Below are 20,224 nucleotides of genomic sequence, written 5' to 3'. Positions count from 1 at the left end.
ACAGGAGCAATGAACCCTTACCCCGCCGTTACGACGATCGCCCAGACGATCCAGCTATCGCTGTCGCCCGTGTTCATGCTGGCGGGAATTGGCGCGTTGCTCAACGTGCTGGCGGGGCGGCTGTCGCGCGTGGTGGATCGCGCGCGTGCGCTCGAGGCGTTGCATCCCGCGTCGCAGGGACCCGAGCATGACCGCCACGTCTGGGAATTGCGGCTGCTCGACCGACGCATGATCGTCATCAACGCCTCGCTGGTGCTCGCAGTGTCGAGCGCGGTGATGACCTGCCTGGTCGTCGCGCTGCTGTTCGTCGCGGAACTGGTTAAGCTCCATATCGGCACGGTCGTCGCGCTGTCGTTCATCCTCGCGATGGGCCTGCTGATCGCATCGCTCGCCTCCTTCCTGATCGAGGTGCGCATGTCGTTGACCGCGATTCACATTCGCCCGGAATTGCTGCAGGATTGACGCCCGCCCCTCAGCGCGCGCCGGCCAACCCCGGACCGGCGTCGTTGGTCGCGGCATAGCTCGGCACGACCCGCGCCTTTGCCGCCTGTTCGAACACATAGCCGGCGTCGAGCACGGTCTGGTCGCCCCACCGCGTCGCGATGAACGACAGGCCGACCGGAACGCCGCGCACCAGCCCCATCGGCACGGTCAGATGCGGATACCCCGAGATCGCTGGCAATTCGCTCGCGCTCGGCCCGTTGAACGTGTCGCCATACACCGTGTCGGACAGCCACGGCATCCCGTAGGTCGGCGCGACGATCACCGTCGCCTGCGCCTTTGCCAGCAGCGCGTCGATCCCCTCGGCTCCCGCCAGCCGAAGCGACTTCGCCCGCGCACCGAGATATTCCGGATCGGTGAGCCCGCGCGTCTGCGCAGCGGCAACGAACGTCTCCTGCGCGAAGAACGGCATTTCGCTGGCGGCGTTTGCTTGGTTGAACGCGATCACCTGATCGAGCGACCGCGTCTTCACCGCCTTGGGCGTGGTGGAAAGATACGCGTCGAGATCCGCCTTCAGCTCGGTCTGCAGGACGAGCAGTTCGGCCTCGCCAATGCCCTCGAGCTTGGGCGCCTCGACATCGACCAGCACCGCGCCCTGCGCCTTCAACACGGCAAGCGATGCGTCATACCGCGCCTTCAGGCTGTCAAGCATCTCCGGATGGAGCACCGCGATGCGCACGCCGGACAGCGACGCAGTGGCAAGCGGTGCCGCGAAGTCGTGCATGTGCGTCCGCGCGTCCCGTGTCGCGGGGTCGGCCGGATCGACCCCGACCATCGCGTTGAACAGCAAGGCGGCATCGCGGACGCTCCGCGCCATCGGCCCCGGCGTGTCCTGGCTGTGGCTGATCGGCACGACGTGCGTCCGGCTGACCATGCCGAGCGTCGGCTTCAGACCGACGAGCCCGTTCATCGATGACGGGCAGACGACCGATCCGTCGGTTTCGGTCCCGATCGCGACCGCCGCGAAGCTTGCCGCCACCGCCGCGCCCGATCCGCTCGACGACCCGCACGACGTCCGGTCGAGCGCATAGGGGTTGCGCACCAGCCCGCCGACCGCGCTCCACCCGCTGATCGAATGCGTCGAGCGGATATTGGCCCATTCGCTGAGGTTGGTCTTGCCGAGGATCACTGCGCCCTGCTTGCGCAACAGCGCGACCACCGGGGCATCGCGCCGAGTGACGTTGTCCCTGAGCGCGAGACTCCCCGCAGTCGTCGCGAGCGGGTCGCTGGTCTCGATATTGTCCTTGATCAGCACGGGAATTCCGTCGAGCGGGCCAAGCGGCTTGCCCGCCGTACGCCGCGCGTCGCTCGCCCGCGCCTGTGCCATCGCATCAGGATTGGTCGCGATCACTGCGCGCAGCGTCGGCCCGGTGCGATCCATCGCTGCGATCCGCGCAAGATACGCCTGGGCGATCGCGACGCTGCTGGTACCCTGCGCCATTGCCGCACGCAGCGCGTCGATCGACTGCTCCTCGACCCGTGGGATACCCTGTGCAACCGCAGCACCGGGAAGCATCAACAAGGCCGCACAGGCAGCACGGATCATCATCGCTCAGTCTCCCCCCGGTCGGTCCCTCACCGCCGATCATGCGATGATCGCATGGGGAGGACAAGCGTTCCCAAAGCCTTGCCGTACAAATGAAAAGAGGCTGCCGGGGGTCTTCACGACACCCCGGCAACCTCCTGACATGGTCAGCGGCCGGAAGCTCCAGCTTGGGAGACCATGCGAACCGCTAGTGCCTCGATACGGGTACGGCGTTGAATGAGGGAGTATACCCTCCGCCAGCCGATCGAACGGGTTTCCCCGAAGGCCTAGCGGTGCGTCTCCCTAACGAACTGAACCGACCCCATTGCTGAACCATGAGACATCGGATCACCTCCTTTCGCCAGTTGAAACGGCGTGACCTGCGCTGGTCACGAGCCCTGTTTGAATCAGATATTCTTGCGAAACAAGTCTTGTAATGTTCGCCGGATTGTCCGATTCTCATCGGCCTGCGCAGCGCCATCCAACGCCGCTATCAGCGCCGGCAATCCTCGGTCACGCGCGCGATTTCGGCCCAGGCCGGGACCACCAAAGTTGCCGCGCCCCCCTGTTCCACGATGAACCGACCGCGACTGAACACCATCGCGTCGAGCAACGGGTCACGCGCGGCGAGCCGCGTCGCGACATAGGCGGGGGCCCCTGCGGGACCGGGGCTGGTCGGCTGGACCGGAAGGCTCCGCACCACCGTCGAGGTCCGGACCGTCAGCGGGGTCCGCGCGATCCCTTGGCGCGACAGGTACAGCATCGCGCTGGCGTTGTCGCAGCGCAGCGTCAGCAGCGCGTTGCTGCCCCGCGCGCCGAACAAAGCGGTCGAGCCGCCCTGATCCTGCCGATATGTCCAATCCCCGACGGTGACCGGCCAGTCCCGCCAGTCGTTGCTGCGCGGCGGAACGGGGCGCGGCACCACGGCCGGGCGAGCAACCGGCGGTGCAGGTGCTCGCGCCGGAGCGACGGGCTTTTCCACGCACGCCGCGAGCACGGTCCCCATCAGAACGGTCATCGCAAACAAGGGGATAGTGGTACGCATCCGGGGTCTATGGGCGAACCTGCCCGCCTGCTCAACCGCAGCGCCCACGCCGCCGCGCGTTTTTCCCACCGATCCAGCCCTAAACCGCGCGGAACCGAGAGCCCCCTGTCGCCGTTACGCACGCGAACTGAAGGAATGTATCCATGTCACAAACCGAACCCACCCAGCTGTTGCTCCAGTCCAACAAGAGCGACGCGATGCAGGTCCGAAGCCGCGACGGCGACAAGATCGGCTCGGTCCTCACGCTGATGGTCAACAAGCGCACTGGCCAGACGATCTATGCGGTGCTGACGATCGGTGGGTTCCTCGGCATGGGCAAGGCCTATTACCCGCTCCCCTTCTCGCTGCTTCAGTTCGATCCGGTCAACGACACCTACATCGTCACGATCGACCGCCGCGTGCTGGAAGGTGGCCCAAGCTGGGCGAGCAACGCACCGACGTTCGACCAGGCGTACGCCGATCGCGTGTCGAAATACTACGATGTCGCGAGCGAGGACCTGTCGGTCGACTAACTCTAAAGTTAAGCGGCCAGGCTTGTGTGACGGTATTGCGGTTCAGGGATCGCAATCCCGCACTCTCGCGCGGTCTCTAACCAACCTTCCATGGCGATTTGAAGCTCCCCGAGCGCCTCTTCCGGCGTATCGCCGTGGGCCGAGCAGCTTCGAAGATCCGGCACGTTCGCGATCCAGCACGAGTCGGGCTCATACCAAAACAGGTCGATATGGTATCGCGGTGCCATCATTCGTCCAATGTAAGATCGTACTCGATACACATAGCGACAAATTGCTCGATTTGATAGGTCTTGGCGTCCTTGCCGCGGGGCTGGATGGTCAAGACGTGAGGAACTTTAGGATGCGCGTACTGGCGATGGCTCCCTGTCGTTCGCCTGACCGAAAAGCCGAACGCAGCCAATAGTCGCTCAAAATCGCGGAATGGAATAGCCGATCTCGGGTTGGCTAATATCCAAGAGTAAAGTTTGGCGGTGCGGGTCATCGGCACGATCTCGCAGTTTCGGGCATAGTCCGGAATCTACCACGCCAGCCCGACACCGTTCAATTTTGCATTCCCCAATTACCGCGCCCGCCGAGAACTCCCCGCCATCCCAGCGCGCATCTTCTGGCTCTTCCCATACCGTGTCTTGCGCGTGCCCGGCTTGCCCTCGTTCGAGCGTCCCATGATCGGCAACTTCTGCTGTTCGACCGGAAGCCCCAGCTCTTCCTGCTCCAGCTGCCGGATCTCGTCGCGCAGTCGCCCGGCGGTCTCGAACTCGAGGTCCGCCGCCGCCGCGCGCATCTTCTTCTCGAGATCCTCGATATACGCGCGCAGATTGTGGCCGACCATGTGCGGCCGGTCCTCGTCGATCTCGACCGTGACCTGATCGCGGCTCGACACGTCCTGGATGATGTCGCCGATGTTGCGCTTGATCGTCGTCGGCGTGATGCCGTGTTCTTCGTTATACGCGCGCTGCTTTTCACGACGGCGCTCGGTCTCGTTCATCGCGCGCTCCATCGAGCCCGTGATGCGATCGGCATAGAGGATCACGCGTCCGTCGACGTTGCGCGCCGCGCGGCCGATCGTCTGGATCAGCGAGGTCTCCGAGCGCAGGAAGCCTTCCTTGTCCGCGTCGAGGATCGCGACCAGCCCGCACTCGGGGATATCGAGCCCCTCGCGCAACAGGTTGATCCCGATCAGCACGTCGTACACGCCGAGCCGCAAGTCGCGGATCAGCTCGATACGCTCCAGCGTCTCGACGTCGCTGTGCATGTAGCGGACGCGCAAGCCCGCCTCGTGCATGAACTCGGTCAGATCCTCCGCCATCCGCTTGGTCAGCGTCGTCACCAGCGTGCGATAGCCGAGCTCGGCGGTCTTGCGCGCTTCGACGATCAGGTCCTGCACCTGTTCCTCGACCGGCTTGATCTCGATGGGGGGATCGATCAGCCCGGTCGGGCGAATGACCTGCTCGGCGAACACGCCGCCGGTCTGCTCCATTTCCCATGCACCCGGCGTCGCCGAGACATAGGTCGTCTGCGGGCGCATCGCCTCCCATTCGTTGAAGCGCAAAGGCCGATTGTCGATCGCCGAGGGCAAGCGGAAGCCATATTCGGCAAGCGTCAGCTTGCGGCGGTGATCGCCGCGCGACATGCCGTTGATCTGGCCGATCGTCTGGTGGCTCTCGTCGACGAACAGCAATGAATTCTCGGGCAAATATTCGAACAGCGTGGGCGGCGGCTCGCCCGGCATGCGGCCCGTGAGGAAGCGCGAGTAATTCTCGATCCCCGCGCAAGACCCGGTCGCTGCAATCATCTCAAGATCGAAATTGGTGCGCTGCTCCAGCCGCTGCGCCTCGAGCAACTTGCCCTCGGGCACCAGCTCCTTGAGCCGCTCCTGCAGCTCGAACTTGATCGCTTCCATCGCCTGCTTGAGCGTCGGCCCCGGCGTCACATAATGCGAATTGGCGTAGATCCGGATGGTGCCAAGGCTCGCGATCTTCTTTCCGGTCAGCGGATCGAACTCGACGATATCCTCGATCTCGTCGCCGAAGAACGACACGCGCCACGCGGTGTCGTCATAATGCGACGGGAAGATCTCAAGCGCATCGCCGCGCACGCGGAAATTGCCGCGCTGGAACGCCGCGTCGTTGCGCTTGTACTGGAGCGCCACCAGCTTGCGGACGATCTCGCGCTGGTCGACGGTCTGGCCCTTCTTGAGGTCGAAGATCATCGCCGAATAGGTCTCGACCGACCCGATGCCGTACAGGCACGACACCGACGCCACGATGATCACGTCGTCGCGTTCGAGCAGCGAGCGGGTCGCGGCGTGACGCATCCGGTCGATCGCCTCGTTGGTCGAGCTTTCCTTTTCGATGTACGTGTCCGACCGCGCGACATAGGCCTCGGGCTGGTAATAATCGTAGTAACTAACGAAGTATTCCACCGCATTTTCGGGGAAAAACGACTTCATTTCGCCGTAAAGCTGCGCTGCGAGGATCTTATTCGGCGCCAAAATGAGGGCAGGACGCTGCACTGCCTCGATCACTTTCGCCATGGTGAAGGTCTTGCCCGAGCCGGTCACGCCGAGCAGCACCTGGTCCCGCTCGCCCGCCTCGGTCTGGGCGACAAGTTCAGCGATTGCAGTCGGTTGGTCGCCCGCCGCGGTATAATCCGAGACGAGCTTGAACCTTTTGCCCCCTTCCGCCTTCGGCGGACGCGCCGGACGGTGGGGGACGAAGCTGACCCCGGTTTCGGGTTCATCGAGCGTGGTGCGAATCTGGATTGCCATCACGCAGCAATATGGGAAGGGATGCGGCCACAGACAATCGCGCGCGTCATTCGCCCGGCGTGCGTCGCCCGGGGGAAAGATCATGCGCCTTTATCGTATCGCTACAGCAGCTTGCGCGTTGCCGATCCTCGCGGTCGCGGCCTGTTCTCCCGAACCGGTGATCAAGCGCGAGCCCGGCAGCTGGACGCAGAAGGTCCAGATCCTGCGGCTCGAAGGCAAGGGCGCGACTCCGCAGGTCAAGGCGCAGATGCAGGCGATGTTCGATTCGATGGCGGGGATCGCGATGTGCCTGACCCCCGAGGCCGCCGCGAAGGAGAATCTGGCGCAGACGATGGAGCAAGTCGGCACGCGCGGAAAGAACTGTAAAATCGGCAAGAATGACGAGACCGGCGCGTCGATCGGTCTCAGCGCGGTCTGCCCGCAGGATGGCGGGGGCACGGTCAAGCTGACCGTCACCGGCACCAACGCGACCGGCGATCGCGACCTGACGATGAAGTCGGAAGGCTTTGACGCAAAGGGCGCGGCCGAAGGCGTCATGGAAATGCGCGTCCATTCGACCCGGAGCGGCCCGTGCAAGCCCGGGGACGTAACCCCGCCACCGACGCCCGCCGTGAAAAGCTGAGTTTAGGAAGCACCATCGACACGGTGAGATCCGTCTAGCCCGCAAAACAAAGCGTTACGGCAACGCCCGTGCCGCCGCGGGCAGGCGCCCGACGATCTCGATCCGGTCGATCGGCGCCGGACGGTCCCGCGCCACATAGCGTGAAATGACGCTCGGCTGACCGAGCGCAACCGTGCCGAACCCCTGCAACCCCGCGGCCCGCGTGACCGCAGCCAGCAAACGCGGCGGTGTGTCATACGCTTCCGCGGACAGATGGAAGGTCCCCCAATGGATACCGATCCCCGTCGACGCCCCCAGCCGGCGGTAGACTTCGGCGGCATCGATCGGGCCGATATGGCTTCCCGACACCATTTGCCCGGGCGCGAAGCGGAACGCGCCGATCGGAATCAGCGCCAGCCTGACCGGACCATAGCTCGCCGCGGCATCGGCCCAGGTCAGGTCCCCCGGCCCCGTATCCCCCGCAAAGAAGACGTTGCCGCCCGGCAGCCGAACGACGAAGCTCGACCATAACGCACGGTTACGGTCGGTCATCCAGCGGCTACCCCAATGATGGTTGCGCGTGACGATCACCTCGACATTCGGCTTTACGGCGATCCGCCCGCCCCAATCGAGCGCGTGGGCGGGGACCCCGGCTTGTCCAATCACGCTGTCATTGCCGAGACTTGTCACGACCAGCGGGTGGTCGCGTTTCCACAGGCGTCGCAGCGTCGCCAGATCGAGATGATCATAATGATCGTGGCTGATGAGAACGACGTCGATCTTGGGCAGCCGGTCGAACGCGATCCCCGTTTCGGCGACGCGGGCGGGACCGATCCCCAGCGGCCCGGCGGTCTTGCTCCACACCGGATCGGTCAGGATATTGAGACCCTGCGTCTGTACCAGCACGGTCGCATGCCCGACCCAGGTCGCCACCATGCGCTGTCCGGCGACGCGATCTGGCGGGGCAATCGGGCGGATCGCGACGTGTTCGGGCCAGCGCGGGCGTCCCTCGCTGCGCAGGAGGTATCGCACCAGGAAGTTGGCCTTAGTGGCGCCGGGCGGCGCCACGTCATCCTGCTCGCCATCGGGATTGAAGAAGCGTTGCCCGTCGAAATGTCCGCTCACCGCGCCGTTGTAGTAACGCGCATCGAGAAAGCGCGGGACGAGCGTGATCACCAGACAAAGGACGATCGTCGCCCAGAGCAGCACCTTGCCGACCAATGTCGCGATACTTCGGACGCTCAACGGCCTGACTTTCTCTGCGAACCCGCCATGGGGCGTTACGGCATCTTCGGAGTGCCTGCACCCATAAGGGCGCAGCTGGATCCGTTGCTGCTATCGTAAGGCCCAACTCCCGCCACGGCGGGTCGATCCCCGCTGTAGGACAGTCGCTACGCAAAGAGGGGGATATGCCACCGCCCGTCCGGCGAAACCGTCAGGCCGCGCGGCGTTGCGTCGCGTGCAGCCAAGCGCGCGCCGAGGCCTGCGCGGCGGCGATTTCGCGCGCGGTCATGTCCTCGGCGATTTCGCTACGGCTTGCCATGCCGGCTTCGCTCCCGGCAACCGCCGCGAGGTTGAACCATTTGTGCGCCTCGATCAGGTCGACCGCGACGCCCGCCCCGCCGCTCGAAAAGACCATACCCAGTTCGTAACAAGCATCAGCATCCCCCCCGGCAGCTTCTGCCATGCGGCTTGCGATGAGGTAGTTCGCGTTCTTCAGGCTGGTGCCCATGTCGATCCGTCCCGATTAACCAATTTCTGTTGCCGACAGTGCGTCGGATGCAGTCAAATAAAGGTTAACGGCTACATGGAACTTTGGTCGTACGACCAATGGCTTACGCTATCGCCGGAACATCCAGATTGTCGATCAGACGCGTTCCCCCGAGCCGCGCTGCCGCCAGCAGTCGCCGCGGGCGGAAGACGGGCGCATCGCTCGCCAGCGTTTCGGCATCGACCAGTTCGACATAGTCGACCGCAAATCCCGCGCCAGTCAGCGAATCTCGTGCTGCCGCCAAGACATCGGCGGGGGAGTCACCCCGCAGGATCGCGCGCGCCGCATCGCCCAGCGCGCGTGGCAGGGCCACCGCCGCCGCACGTTGTCCGTCATCGAGATAGACGTTGCGCGACGATAGCGCGAGGCCATCATCATCGCGCTGGGTCGGTACGCCTTCGATCTCGATTCCGAAATCGAGGTCGGACACCATCCGGCGAATCACCGCAAGTTGCTGGAAATCCTTTTCGCCGAACAACGCGATATCCGGGCGAACCTGGTTGAACAGCTTCGCGACCACCGTTGCGACTCCATCGAAATGGCCAGGCCGCGCTGCGCCGTCGAGCCCCTCGCTGACGCCCGAGACCGAGATGTTCGTCGCGAAGCCGGTCGGATACATGTCTTCCACCGGGGGGAGCCACAGGATGTCGCATCCCGCCTCGGTCAGCATCCGCGCGTCCGCCGCCTCGCGGCGCGGGTAGCGCGCGAGGTCCTCGTTGGGGCCGAATTGCTTGGGATTGACGAAGATCGACGCGACGACCTTGCGCCCCTGCCGCCGTGCGGTCTCGATCAACGCAATATGACCGCGATGCAGCGCGCCCATCGTCGGGACCAGCGCGATATCCGACCCGCCACTGCGGAAATCGGCGATCGCGGCGCGAAGCGCGCTTAGTGTACGGATGGTTTGCACGCGGGTTGGGCCTTCGGTAAGGACGGAACGGCCTTCTATGGGGGCGGGCCCGACCGAACAAGACGTAGGATACCATCCCGTTGGCAAGTGCTGCGCGAAAACCACACATAATCGTTTTCGCCAACGAGAAGGGCGGCACCGGGAAATCGACGACGGCCGTGCACGTCGCGATCGCGCTGGCGGCGCGCGGGGCCAAGGTTTCGGCGTTCGACCTCGATCATCGCCAGCGCACGATGGGGCGATATTTCGACAATCGCGCAGCAACCGTCCAACGCACCGGACGTCCGCTCCCGATCCCGCGCCATGCCACGCATGACGGCGAAACGGACGCACGGTTCGAGGAGCTTTTCGAGGATCTTGCGCACGATACCGATTTCCTCGTGATCGATACGCCGGGTCGCGACGATCGCTTCGGGCGACTGTCGGCGGCCCGCGCGGACACGCTGGTCACGCCGATGAACGACAGTTTCGTCGATTTCGACCTGATCGGTCAGGTCCACCCAGAGACGTACAAAGTCACGCGCCCAAGCTTCTACGCCGAAATGATCTGGGACGCGCGCAAGGCGCGCGCCAAGGCGGACGGGTCGACGATCGACTGGGTCGTGCTGCGCAACCGTGTCCAGCATATCGAAGCCCGCAACATGCGCCGCGTGTCCGAAGCGCTCGATCAGCTTGCCAAACGCGTCGGGTTTCGCATCGTCCCTGGGTTGGGCGAGCGCGTGATCTATCGCGAACTGTTCCCCGCCGGGCTGACGATGCTCGACGCGGGCGAATTCGGTGCGATGGGGCTGGCGCATGTCGCCGCACGCCAGGAACTGCGCGAAATGATGGGCGCGCTCGCCCTGCCCGAGGCGGTTCTGCCGCAAGTCGCCTGATGACCAAGGTCCTGCTCCTGGTCGCGCTGTTGGTGGGTGCCTGGCTGCTGCTGCGGCCAAAGCCCAAGCCGCAACGCATCCAGCGCCCCGAGGAGAGCGAAGCGCGCGCGGTGCTGGGTGTTGGCCCGCGGGCAAATGCAGACGATATTCGCGCCGCGCATCGCCGGCTCGTCTCCGCGCTGCACCCCGATAAGGGGGGATCCGCCGAACTCACCCGCCGTATCAATGCGGCACGCGACGTACTGCTCAAACCATAGTCTTTGAACTTTCACACGTCTGGTCGATTGGGCCAGAGCAAGATTCCCCAGGAGGACCAACATGACTCATCGTTTCGACCCGACTTCGCTTCGCGAATACGACATTCGCGGGATCGTCGGCAAAACCCTCGGCACCGCCGATGCGGACGCGATCGGCCGCGGTTTCGGCACGCGCGTGCGTCGGGCGGGCGGCACCCGTGTCGCGGTCGGCTATGACGGTCGCCTGTCGTCGCCCGAGCTCGAAGCCGCGCTCATCGGTGGCCTCACGGCGGTCGGCGTGGACGTCGTGCGGATCGGCATGGGCCCGACGCCGATGCTGTATTACGCCGAAGCCACGCTAGAAGTGGATGGCGGCATCGAGATAACCGGCAGCCATAATCCCTCCGACTACAACGGCTTCAAGATGGTGTTGCAGCACAAGCCGTTCTTTGGCGCGGACATTCAGGACCTTGGCCGCATGGCGGCGGAGGGCGATTGGGAGACTGGCGAGGGCACGGTCTCGACCGCCGACATCGAGGACGACTATGTCGGTCGTCTGGTCGCGGGTTTCGCGGGCGGCACCTACAAGATCGGCTGGGACGCGGGCAACGGCGTGTCGGGCCCGATCATCGAGAAGCTCGTCAAGTTCCTCCCGGGTGAGCATCATCTGCTGTTCACCGATGTCGACGGCAATTTTCCCAATCATCATCCCGATCCTACCGATGAAGCCAATCTGGTCGACCTCAAGCGCCTCGTCGCGGAGAAGAACCTCGATTTCGGACTGGCCTTCGATGGTGACGGCGACCGGATCGGCGCGATCGACGGCGAGGGCCGCGTGATCTGGGGCGATCAGATTCTCTCCATTCTGGCCGAACCCGTCCTCAAGGAGCTTCCGGGGCGCGACGATCATCGCAGACGTCAAGGCGTCGCAGATGCTCTATGACCGCGTCGAGGAACTCGGTGGCAAGCCGCTGATGTGGAAGACCGGGCACAGCCTGATCAAGATGAAGATGAAGGAAACCGACAGCCCGCTCGCCGGCGAGATGAGCGGTCACATCTTCTTCGCGCATGAATATTACGGGTTCGACGACGCGCATTACGCCGCAGTTCGCTTTATTCGTGCAGCGCACATGATCGGCAAGTCGGTGACGGAACTGCGCGGCAACATGCCCGCTTTGGTCAACACCCCCGAGATGCGTTTCCAGGTCGACGAGAGCCGCAAGTTCGCAGTCGTCGAGGAAGTGCTCGCCCGGCTCGAGGCCGATGGCGCGCAGGTCGATCGCACCGACGGCGCGCGCGTCAACACGCCCGACGGCTGGTGGCTGCTTCGCGCTTCGAACACCCAGGACGTGCTCGTCGCGCGCGCCGAGGCGAAGGACCAGGCCGCACTCGACCGCCTGCTCGGAATGATCGACGATCAGCTCGCCAAGAGCGGGCTGGAGCGTGGCCCGCAGGCCGCGCACTAAGCGTTGGACCGTCACCCCGGGCTCGTCCCGGGGTGACGGATACGCCTCTCGCAATCCTCGGCCAAACACGCCACTTAAGCGCAATGCCTCCCCCCGCCCCCCAGATCATCCGCGTCATTGACCTCGAGACCACCGGCGAGGGCCCGCCGATCCACGGCGTGTGCGAAATCGGCTGGCAGGACGTCGCGCTCCAGAAGGACGGCCGCTGGGAGATCGAAGGCGAAGGCGGTGCACGCCTCGTGAATCCTGGTCGTCCGATCCCGCCGCTGACTCAGGCGATCCACCACATCCTCGACGAACAGGTTGCCGACGCGCCGTTCTGGCACGACGTGGCGCGCGGGGTGCTCGATCCCTATCCGCGCCGGATCGCGCTCGCTGCGCATCGCGCGGATTACGAACAGAAATTCTGCACTGCACCGCTGACCCGCGGCGCGCCGTGGATCTGCACATGGAAGTGTGCGCTGCGGCTGTGGCCGGACACGCCGAGCTTTTCCAACCAGATGCTCCGCTACTGGCGCAAACCCGAGGGAATGATCCACGAACGCGGGCTTCCCGCACATCGCGCCTTCCCCGACGCCTATGTCACCGCCTTCCACTTGCGCGACATGTTGAACGAAGTCGGCCCCGAGCAACTGCTCGCCTGGTCGGCGGTCCCCGGCCTGTTGCCGCGCGTGATCCGCCCCGGACCGGATCGCGGCAAGAGCTGGCAGGAGATCAGCGACGATTCCCTCGCGATCATGCTTGGCGACCGCGACATGGACGTTCGCTTCACCGCCGAGACCGAACTTGCCCGCCGACGCGGCGGGGGCGCCGTGGGCCGACCGTCGCCTCAGGGAAAGTTGCTGTAAAGTAACGACAGATTGATAGGCATCTATCAAGTGTCACTGGTCTTTGTCGTTGCTGCTGCGTAAGGACGCGCTCATGTATACGCGTCTGGTTCCGAGTTTTGGCGTGAGCGAGGGGCGCATGGGCCGCTTTCTCGTGACGTGCATGGCCATCGGCTTCTTCGCCCTGATCGCCGCTGGCGTCGCCGCAGCCTGGTCGACCGCACAGAACGAGCATCACACCCGCGAAGTCAACCACACCTACGAGGTGGAATTGGCGATCGATCGCGCCCGGATCGCGATCGAGCAAAGTGAAACCGCGCGGCGTGGGTATCTGTTGACGAGCGAACCGGTCTATCTCGCAACCTATCGTACCGCCATGGCGGCGGTCCCGAAGGCCGTCGGGACGGTTGCGACGCTGACAGAGGACAATCCGCGCCAGCAAGGCAATATCACGACGATGCGGCGTTTGGTCGGCGACCTCTCCGCGCAGCGCGAGCGCACCATTGCGGCGGCAGAGGCGGGGGATCGGGCCGGCGCACTGACCCAGTTTGAGCAGGAGACGAGCATCCGCCGCATGCGTGCGGTGCGTTCGCTGGCCGACACGATGGTCCGCGAAGAGCGGCGTCTGCTCGCCGTCCGCGACGCCGCGCAACAGGCAAGCGTGCAGGTCTTCTACGTCACACTGGCGGTGGCGGGGCTTCTGCTGGTCCTCGTCGCGTTCATCACGCTGGTTACAGTGCTGCGCTACACCCGCGAACTGGCGACCTCGCGCGACGCGCTCCGCGATTTCGCGGACACGCTCGAGGATCTGGTCGACGAGCGCACTGCCGACCTGAGCCGCGCGAACGAGGAAATCCAGCGCTTCGCCTACATCGTCAGCCACGACCTGCGCAGCCCGCTGGTCAACGTCATGGGGTTCACCGCCGAACTCGAGGCAGCGACCGGCGCGATCACCGAATTGATCGACCGAGCCGAGGAAAAGGCGCCCGAGATCGTCAGCGAGGATGCGCGGCTTGCGGCGCGCGAGGACTTGCCCGAGGCAATCCGCTTCATCCGCACTTCGACGCAGAAGATGGATCGGCTGATCAACGCGATCCTCAAGCTGTCGCGCCAGGGTCGCCGGGTGATCTTGGCCGAGCCGCTCGACATTGCGGTCCTGATCGACGGGATCGGTGCCAGCCTGACCCAGCAGATCGAGCATCGTGGCGCCACGCTGACCGTGGAGCAGCCCTTGCCGAACCTCTTCAGCGATCGTGTCGCCGTCGAGCAGATCTTCTCCAACCTGATCGAAAACGCCGTCAAATATCTCGACCCGGCACGCCCCGGACGGATCGTCGTCCGCGGCAAGCGCGAGGGCAAGCGGATCCATTACGAGATCGAGGACAATGGCCGCGGCATCGCCCCATCCGACCATGCGCGCGTGTTCGACCTGTTCCGCCGCTCGGGTACGCAGGACCAGCCGGGCGAAGGGATCGGACTCGCACATGTCCGCGCCTTGGCGTATCGGCTGGGTGGCGTGATCGATGTCTCGTCCGAACTTGGGCGCGGCGCGACGTTCCGCCTGACCCTTCCGGCGACCTACACGGAAGCCAAGACCGACACCCGAGGACGCTGAGATGACCGACCACCAGACCGTCAGCATCATCATGATCGAGGATGACGAGGGCCACGCCCGCCTGATCGAGAAGAATATTCGTCGCGCCGGAATTCTCAATGAAATCCAGCATTTCACCGACGGGACGAGCGCACTCGAATATCTCTTCAACGCCGACAAGGGCCCCGCGCAAGGCGGCCCCGCACTCGTCCTGCTCGATCTCAACCTCCCCGACATGGGCGGCACCGACATTCTCGCGAAGATCAAGGGGTCGGACGGTCCCCTCAAGCGGACGCCGGTCGTCGTCCTGACCACCACCGACGACAAGGTCGAGATCCAGCGCTGCTATGACCTCGGCTGCAACGTCTACATCACCAAGCCAGTCAATTACGAGAGCTTCGCGCAGGCGATCCGCCAGCTCGGATTGTTCCTATCGGTGATCCAGGTTCCCGATTCCGAAGGTCACGGGTGATCACAGCGGCCGATCCTGGCACCGGGCCGGCGGTCCTCTATATCGATGACGACGCGGGCCTCCGCAGGCTCGCGGCGCGCGCTTTGTCGCGGCATGGATTCGTCGTGACGGTTGCCGAGGGGGGCGCGGAAGGGCTCGCGCTGGCGCAGCGGCATGTGTTCGATCTCATCGCGGTCGATCATTACATGCCCGGCATGGACGGCATCGAGACGCTGGAAGCAATCCGCCGGCTCCCAGCCCCGCCCCCGGTCGTTTACGTCACTGGGTCCGAGGAAGGCCGCATCGCGGTCGCAGCGCTCAAGGCGGGTGCATCCGATTATGTCGTCAAGACGGTCGGCAGCGACTTCTTCGACTTGTTGACGAGCGCGTTCGAACAGGTGCTGGAGCGCGCCGCGCTCGAACGCGGCAAGGCGGTGGCCGAGGATCAGTTGCGCGCCAGCAACGCCCGGCTCGAGGCCTTGCTGCGTGAGGTCAATCACCGCGTCGCCAACAGCCTGCAGATCGTGTCCGCGATGGTTCGGATGCAGTCCGCCGCGTTGCAGGACGATGGCGCACGCCTTGCGCTCGAGGATACGCAGCGCCGGATCGCCGCGATCGCGCAGGTCCACCGCCGCCTCTACACCAGCAACGACGTAGAGCAGGTCGACATGCGCGAATATCTCAAGGCGCTGGTCGACGAACTTGGCGAAACCTGGTCGACGCCGACCGCACCGCGCGTGCTGTCGCTTTTCGCGGAACCGATCCGGCTCGCGACCGATCGCGCGGTCTCGCTTGGCGTGATCGTCACCGAACTCGTCAGCAATGCCTGCAAATACGCCTACCCGATTGGCGGCGGCGAAGTCCGTGTCTCGTTCCGCGGCGATGGCGAGACACATTTCTGGCTTGCGGTGGAGGACGACGGGGTCGGAATGGGCCCGGACGCCACGCCGCAAGGGACAGGCGTCGGGACCAAGTTGATCCGGGCCATGGCACAGAGCCTCCAGACGATCGTCGAATATGACAGCATTGGCATCGGTAACGGCGTCCGCGCGACGCTGCGCGCGACCCGCGACTAACGACCGAACGACGGCAGCCTATGCGTATGATGTTTCAGCAAAATCGGCTGTAGACTTACCCGGCGTTAACCGACGGTCCCGTACGTCGGGACGATGCGATACCCCCCGATCGGAATGGCCCTCCCCTGTCAGCTTGCAGCGATCGTCGCATCGCTGATCGGAATGGCGCTTTGGCCGCCGCAGTCCGGCGCTTTGCTGCTCGTACCATTGCTGCATCAGGACGGTAGCTCGGTTGCGGTTCTCGCACGGGCTGGCGGGGCGATGCTGCTCGGCAATGGCCCGGTGCCCAACTCGCTCGTGGTGGTTGGCGATCGCACCCGGATCGCGCGGCGGATACCGGCGGGCGACGTGCTGATCCTGGCCGCGCCAGCGGCGGGGTGCGGTACTATCAAAGTCTTGGGGTCGCTGACGTGACGGCGCGTTTGAGATCATTCTCCTCGCTCCGGATCTTCGCGCCGGACGCGATGCCGAGCAACGCGCTGGATCGGATGCGGCTTCGCGGAGTCCGGATCTGGGGCGTGATCGGTTGGGCGGCGCTTGCGCTGCTGCTCGTCGGGAATGCCGTACTGGACGCGGGCGTCGGCATGCCGCTGCTCGTGATCGGCGTCGCCGTCAACATCGCGCCGACGTTGGTTGCGCTGCGCGGGCGGTACGATGCGCCGGCACGCACGCTGATGGGCTCGACTGCGGCGATACTGCCCGCGATGCTGGTCTTCCTGCTGAAGGGCCATGCGTGGCAGATGGACGCGCACATGTATTTCTTCGTCGGAATGGCCGGGCTCGTCATTCTGGCGGACTGGCGTCCGATCATGGTCGCCACGGTGCTGACGGCGCTGCACCATGTGTCGCTCGAATGGCTTGCGCCGCAATATGTGTTTTCCGGAACAGGGAATATCGGGCGAATTCTGTTCCACGTCGTTGCGGTCGGACTGCAATTCGGCGTGTTGACGGTGCTGACGATCCAGCTCGAGCGGTTGATCCTGGGGCAGCAAGCGGCGCTCCAGCGCGCGGAGGAGCTGGCGAGAACCGCCGAGGACGGGCGGCGCCAGACCGAACATGCGATGCAGCAGGCGCGATTCGCCGCCGCTGATGCCGCGCGTGAGCGTCAGCAGCGCGAGGAGCAGGCCCGCCGTACCGCCAACGAACGCCGCGCCGAGCTCGTCACCATCGCGAACGAGTTCGAACGATCGGTCACGTCGGTGATCAAGATGATCGGAGATTCGACACAGCGGCTCGAACAAGCCGCGGTCCAGTTGGAAAGCATTACCGACAGCACGAAGCACGACGCGGATGAAGCTGCAGCCGGCGCCGGGCACGCGGCTTCGGACATCACGCAGGTTGCCGCGACGATCCGGACACTGTCGCAATCGGTACAGACGATCGCCATCGCCGCGGATCGTCAGTCGGTTTTGACCGATACGGCGCGTTCCGAAGCGAAACGGAGCGTCGAGACGGTCGGGATGCTGGAGGAACACGCCGTCCAGATCGAAGGGTTTCTCGACGACATCCGCAAGATCGCGGCGAAGACCAACCTGCTCGCGCTCAACGCCACGATCGAGGCGGCACGGGCGGGCGACGCAGGACGTGGCTTTGCCGTTGTCGCAGGAGAAGTGAAGGGATTGTCGGCCGAGACGACTCGCGCCAGCGACCGCATCGGAAATCTCATCTCAGGGATCCGTGCTGGCGTGGCCGCTACGGGCACGAAGCTGAACAGCGTCAGCGATGCCATCCAGCAGGTGTCGCTTGCGGCGTCCGGTATCGCGACCGCGGCTGCCGAGCAGCGCACGACCGCAGAGGACGTCGATGCCGGAGCCGACCGCGCCGCAGCGACCGCGGACGAAGTGGAACGGCGGATCACCGATGTTGCGCGAGCCGGGGGCAGCGCTTCATCCCTGTCCGCCGACGTCAGCCGGAGCGCGGGCGAACTCGCGGTCAGTGCGCGCGATCTGCTCCGCTCGACCGATCGTTTCGTTTCATTCCTGCAGGACGACCACGCGGCCGCCGCCTGATCGCAATCCAGGATTGCGGGCAGGCGGTCCGGGTCAGCGCGGCTTGCGGAACCGAAAGACGAACTGGTCGGTCTTCCCTTTGATCGTTGGGTCGAACACCCCGGCGCTATGATCGTCGGCGGGATTGCGCAGAACGTCGCTCTCGCCGTCGAACACGAAGCCCGCCTTGACGACTTCCGCCTTGACCGCGGCAGGATCGATCCGGTGCTTGGTCGATGTTCCCGCAAGACCGCTACCAGGCGCGTCCGCATGGTCGATCACGACATAGGTCCCGCCGGGCTTGAGCGCGGCGTACACCTGCCGGTTGAACGCGTCGAGTGTCGCTTCGCCGGCCGGTGTGTTCGCGACGTCGTGATAATTCTGGACCGTCCAGACCAGATCGACCGGCTCCGAAGCGCGCATTTCCGGCCCCGACATGACCATCAGCGACGTGTTCGACAGATGCCGTGCCTCCAACGCAGGGATCGTCTTCTCGGCGTATTTCGCGCCTTCAGCGGGCCAGATTGCGTAGACGTGTCCGGCCTTGCCGACGATGCCTGACAGGATCCGTGTCCAATATCCGCCGCCCGGCAGGAAATCGACCACTTCATCGCCTGGCCCGACACCCGCGAACGCCAAAACCTCGGCGGTCTTGCGGCGGGCGTCGTCGCCGCGTGCGTCGGCGCGCGCGGGATCGGCCAGCGCCTTGGCGATTGCGCGCTGCGTCTCCTTTGCGGAATGCACAGAGGCCACCGCCCGCGGTGCCGCTGGGGCTTCCGCTGCCAACACCGTCCCCGCGACCAGCGCGGTCGCAACCAGACTCGTCCACATCGTCCGCATCGATTTCTCCCCCCTAAGGACCCTCGCGGCCCGCGCGTCCCATAGCGCACTTTGTCCACGCCCGCATCGGCCAACGTACGCGCGACACTGTTGCGCGGGGCGCACGGATCGATAAGCACCGAACGGGGTTCCCCCATAACCGGGCGTCATCCCGTCTGCGTTGGTTCCATCGGAAAGCTTACACATGCCCTCAGGTCTGGTCGCGCTGCTCGACGACGTTGCCGCGATTGCGCGGCTTGCCGCCGCCTCGGTCGACGACGTCGCGGCGGCCTCGTTGAAGGCGTCTTCCAAGGCGGTGGGCGTGGTGGTGGACGACGCGGCGGTCACGCCGAAATACGTTTCCGGGCTTACCCCGGCGCGCGAATTGCCGATCATCTGGCGGATCGCAAAGGGATCGCTGCGCAACAAGCTGTTGTTCCTGCTGCCCGCTGCGCTGTTGTTCAGCGCGTTCCTGCCGTGGATCATCACGCCGATCCTGATGCTCGGCGGGCTGTATCTTGCCTTCGAAGGCGCGGAGAAGATCCTCGGCGTCCTCCTGGGGCATGACGCGCATGCCGAAGAGGCTGCCGTGGAAGGGCAGACCGCCGAGATGGTGGAGAATACGAAGGTCGCGGGCGCGGTGCGCACCGATCTGATCCTGTCCGCCGAGATCATGGCGATCGCCTTGTCCGAAGTGTCGGACCAGCCGATCCTCACGCAGGCCGCGGCACTGGTGGCGGTCTCCCTCCTGATCACGGCGGGTGTCTACGGCATCGTCGGGCTGATCGTGAAGATGGACGACATCGGGCTTCACCTGGCGCAGCGACCCGGCGCCACGCCCCGCGCCGTCGGACGCGGGTTGGTCGCCGCGATGCCGGTGGTACTCGGCGCGCTTGCGAAAATTGGCACGGTGGCGATGCTGTGGGTCGGTGGCGGCATTCTGGTACATGGGCTGGAGGAATTCCATCTCACCGCGATCCCGCACGCGGCCGAGGCACTTGCTGCGGTGTTCGCCCGGTTGGTCTCGTTTGCGCCAGGTGTGGGCCACTGGTTCGGTTTTGCGTTTGCCTCCGCATTGGTCGGACTGGTCGCAGGAGGGATCCTCGCGCTGATCGTCCCTCGGCTCCTCGCGCTATTCGGTCGGAAGCCCGTCGCGCACTAGCGGATCAAGGCCGGGCTTCCGGCCAACCGCGCACCAGGAACCGGACGGCAATTCTCACTGGCGCATTGCACGCAGATGCGAGACAAGTGTGGCAGCGC

Annotated in this window: 20 protein-coding genes and 1 pseudogene; 13 read left to right on the top strand and 8 right to left on the bottom strand. The window is 65.0% G+C overall.

From position 1 onward, the window contains the following. Positions 1 to 9 precede the first annotated feature (9 nt). The gene (locus tag ABIC16_RS03700; protein ID WP_277970676.1) at positions 10 to 462 is read left to right on the top strand and encodes a DUF2721 domain-containing protein; all 453 of its coding nucleotides are present in this window, start codon (positions 10 to 12) and stop codon (positions 460 to 462) included. Positions 463 to 472: 10 nt separating this feature from the next. On the opposite strand, the gene ABIC16_RS03695 is transcribed toward ABIC16_RS03700, so the two are convergent. Continuing rightward, positions 473 to 2,050, bottom strand: coding sequence for an amidase (locus ABIC16_RS03695; protein WP_354290075.1), 1,578 nt, complete (start codon positions 2,048 to 2,050; stop codon positions 473 to 475). Positions 2,051 to 2,519: 469 nt separating this feature from the next. Further along, positions 2,520 to 3,071, bottom strand: coding sequence for a hypothetical protein (locus ABIC16_RS03690; RefSeq protein WP_354290074.1), 552 nt, complete (start codon positions 3,069 to 3,071; stop codon positions 2,520 to 2,522). Between the two features lie 143 nt (positions 3,072 to 3,214). Here ABIC16_RS03690 and ABIC16_RS03685 point away from each other — a divergent pair, with 143 nt between their 5' ends. Continuing rightward, positions 3,215 to 3,583, top strand: a complete 369-nt coding sequence (locus ABIC16_RS03685; RefSeq protein WP_277970679.1) for a PRC-barrel domain-containing protein — start codon at positions 3,215 to 3,217, stop codon at positions 3,581 to 3,583. A 226-nt stretch (positions 3,584 to 3,809) separates the two neighbouring features. Here the strand turns inward: ABIC16_RS03685 and ABIC16_RS03680 are convergent, their stop codons facing one another. Together ABIC16_RS03680 and uvrB are read right to left on the bottom strand one after the other, a co-directional pair. Then, positions 3,810 to 4,064, bottom strand: coding sequence for a type II toxin-antitoxin system HicA family toxin (locus tag ABIC16_RS03680; RefSeq protein ID WP_354290073.1), 255 nt, complete (start codon positions 4,062 to 4,064; stop codon positions 3,810 to 3,812). Positions 4,065 to 4,142: 78 nt separating this feature from the next. Continuing rightward, the gene (uvrB, locus tag ABIC16_RS03675) at positions 4,143 to 6,350 is read right to left on the bottom strand and encodes an excinuclease ABC subunit UvrB (RefSeq protein ID WP_354292254.1); all 2,208 of its coding nucleotides are present in this window, start codon (positions 6,348 to 6,350) and stop codon (positions 4,143 to 4,145) included. A gap of 82 nt (positions 6,351 to 6,432) precedes the next feature. Between uvrB and ABIC16_RS03670 the strand changes: the two genes are divergently transcribed. Next, positions 6,433 to 6,972 (top strand): DUF3617 domain-containing protein, encoded by a 540-nt coding sequence (locus ABIC16_RS03670; protein ID WP_354290072.1) that lies wholly within the window; start codon positions 6,433 to 6,435, stop codon positions 6,970 to 6,972. A 54-nt stretch (positions 6,973 to 7,026) separates the two neighbouring features. Here the strand turns inward: ABIC16_RS03670 and ABIC16_RS03665 are convergent, their stop codons facing one another. From ABIC16_RS03665 to panC, 3 genes are all read right to left on the bottom strand, one after another. Beyond that, entirely contained in the window at positions 7,027 to 8,196 is a 1,170-nt protein-coding gene (locus ABIC16_RS03665; protein ID WP_502958280.1) for an MBL fold metallo-hydrolase, read from the bottom strand. 190 nt (positions 8,197 to 8,386) lie between these two features. Continuing rightward, positions 8,387 to 8,683, bottom strand: a complete 297-nt coding sequence (locus ABIC16_RS03660; RefSeq protein WP_354290071.1) for a hypothetical protein — start codon at positions 8,681 to 8,683, stop codon at positions 8,387 to 8,389. Between the two features lie 103 nt (positions 8,684 to 8,786). Next, on the bottom strand, positions 8,787 to 9,632 hold the full coding sequence (gene panC, locus ABIC16_RS03655; RefSeq protein WP_354290070.1) for a pantoate--beta-alanine ligase: 846 nt from the start codon (positions 9,630 to 9,632) through the stop codon (positions 8,787 to 8,789). 80 nt (positions 9,633 to 9,712) lie between these two features. Between panC and ABIC16_RS03650 the strand changes: the two genes are divergently transcribed. The 9 genes and pseudogenes from ABIC16_RS03650 to ABIC16_RS03610 all read left to right on the top strand — a co-directional run bounded on the left by ABIC16_RS03650 (position 9,713) and on the right by ABIC16_RS03610 (position 18,166). Then, the gene (locus ABIC16_RS03650) at positions 9,713 to 10,507 is read left to right on the top strand and encodes a division plane positioning ATPase MipZ (RefSeq protein ID WP_354290069.1); all 795 of its coding nucleotides are present in this window, start codon (positions 9,713 to 9,715) and stop codon (positions 10,505 to 10,507) included. Continuing rightward, positions 10,507 to 10,764, top strand: a complete 258-nt coding sequence (locus ABIC16_RS03645; RefSeq protein WP_277970687.1) for a J domain-containing protein — start codon at positions 10,507 to 10,509, stop codon at positions 10,762 to 10,764. The genes ABIC16_RS03650 and ABIC16_RS03645 overlap by 1 nt, the downstream gene beginning before the upstream one ends. A gap of 61 nt (positions 10,765 to 10,825) precedes the next feature. After that, a pseudogene (gene pgmG / locus ABIC16_RS03640) lies at positions 10,826 to 12,209 on the top strand (phosphoglucomutase/phosphomannomutase PgmG). An 83-nt stretch (positions 12,210 to 12,292) separates the two neighbouring features. After that, positions 12,293 to 13,057, top strand: coding sequence for a 3'-5' exonuclease (locus ABIC16_RS03635; protein ID WP_277970689.1), 765 nt, complete (start codon positions 12,293 to 12,295; stop codon positions 13,055 to 13,057). Positions 13,058 to 13,130: 73 nt separating this feature from the next. Then, a complete protein-coding gene (locus ABIC16_RS03630; RefSeq protein WP_354290068.1) occupies positions 13,131 to 14,651 on the top strand; it encodes a sensor histidine kinase in 1,521 nt (506 codons plus the stop codon). A gap of 1 nt (position 14,652) precedes the next feature. Then, on the top strand, positions 14,653 to 15,102 hold the full coding sequence (locus ABIC16_RS03625; protein ID WP_277970691.1) for a response regulator: 450 nt from the start codon (positions 14,653 to 14,655) through the stop codon (positions 15,100 to 15,102). Beyond that, positions 15,099 to 16,157 (top strand): sensor histidine kinase, encoded by a 1,059-nt coding sequence (locus tag ABIC16_RS03620; RefSeq protein WP_354290067.1) that lies wholly within the window; start codon positions 15,099 to 15,101, stop codon positions 16,155 to 16,157. Before ABIC16_RS03625 ends, ABIC16_RS03620 begins: the two co-directional genes overlap by 4 nt. Before the next feature lie 114 nt (positions 16,158 to 16,271). After that, positions 16,272 to 16,571 (top strand): hypothetical protein, encoded by a 300-nt coding sequence (locus tag ABIC16_RS03615; RefSeq protein WP_354290066.1) that lies wholly within the window; start codon positions 16,272 to 16,274, stop codon positions 16,569 to 16,571. Further along, positions 16,568 to 18,166: a methyl-accepting chemotaxis protein gene (locus ABIC16_RS03610; RefSeq protein WP_354290065.1), complete on the top strand. Its 1,599-nt coding sequence runs from the start codon at positions 16,568 to 16,570 to the stop codon at positions 18,164 to 18,166. The genes ABIC16_RS03615 and ABIC16_RS03610 overlap by 4 nt, the downstream gene beginning before the upstream one ends. Positions 18,167 to 18,199: 33 nt before the next feature. Here ABIC16_RS03610 and ABIC16_RS03605 read toward each other — a convergent pair whose 3' ends face one another. Next, on the bottom strand, positions 18,200 to 18,985 hold the full coding sequence (locus ABIC16_RS03605; protein ID WP_502958279.1) for a class I SAM-dependent methyltransferase: 786 nt from the start codon (positions 18,983 to 18,985) through the stop codon (positions 18,200 to 18,202). Between the two features lie 184 nt (positions 18,986 to 19,169). On the opposite strand from ABIC16_RS03605, the gene ABIC16_RS03600 reads away from it, so the two are divergent. Beyond that, on the top strand, positions 19,170 to 20,126 hold the full coding sequence (locus ABIC16_RS03600) for a DUF808 domain-containing protein (RefSeq protein WP_354290063.1): 957 nt from the start codon (positions 19,170 to 19,172) through the stop codon (positions 20,124 to 20,126). Positions 20,127 to 20,224: the final 98 nt, after the last annotated feature.

Source organism: Sphingomonas sp. PvP055 (assembly GCF_040546365.1).
In the GTDB taxonomy this organism is placed as follows: domain Bacteria; phylum Pseudomonadota; class Alphaproteobacteria; order Sphingomonadales; family Sphingomonadaceae; genus Sphingomonas; species Sphingomonas echinoides_A.
The sequence above is the reverse complement of the archived record's forward strand: the minus strand, read 5'-3'. Positions and strand labels throughout refer to the sequence as shown.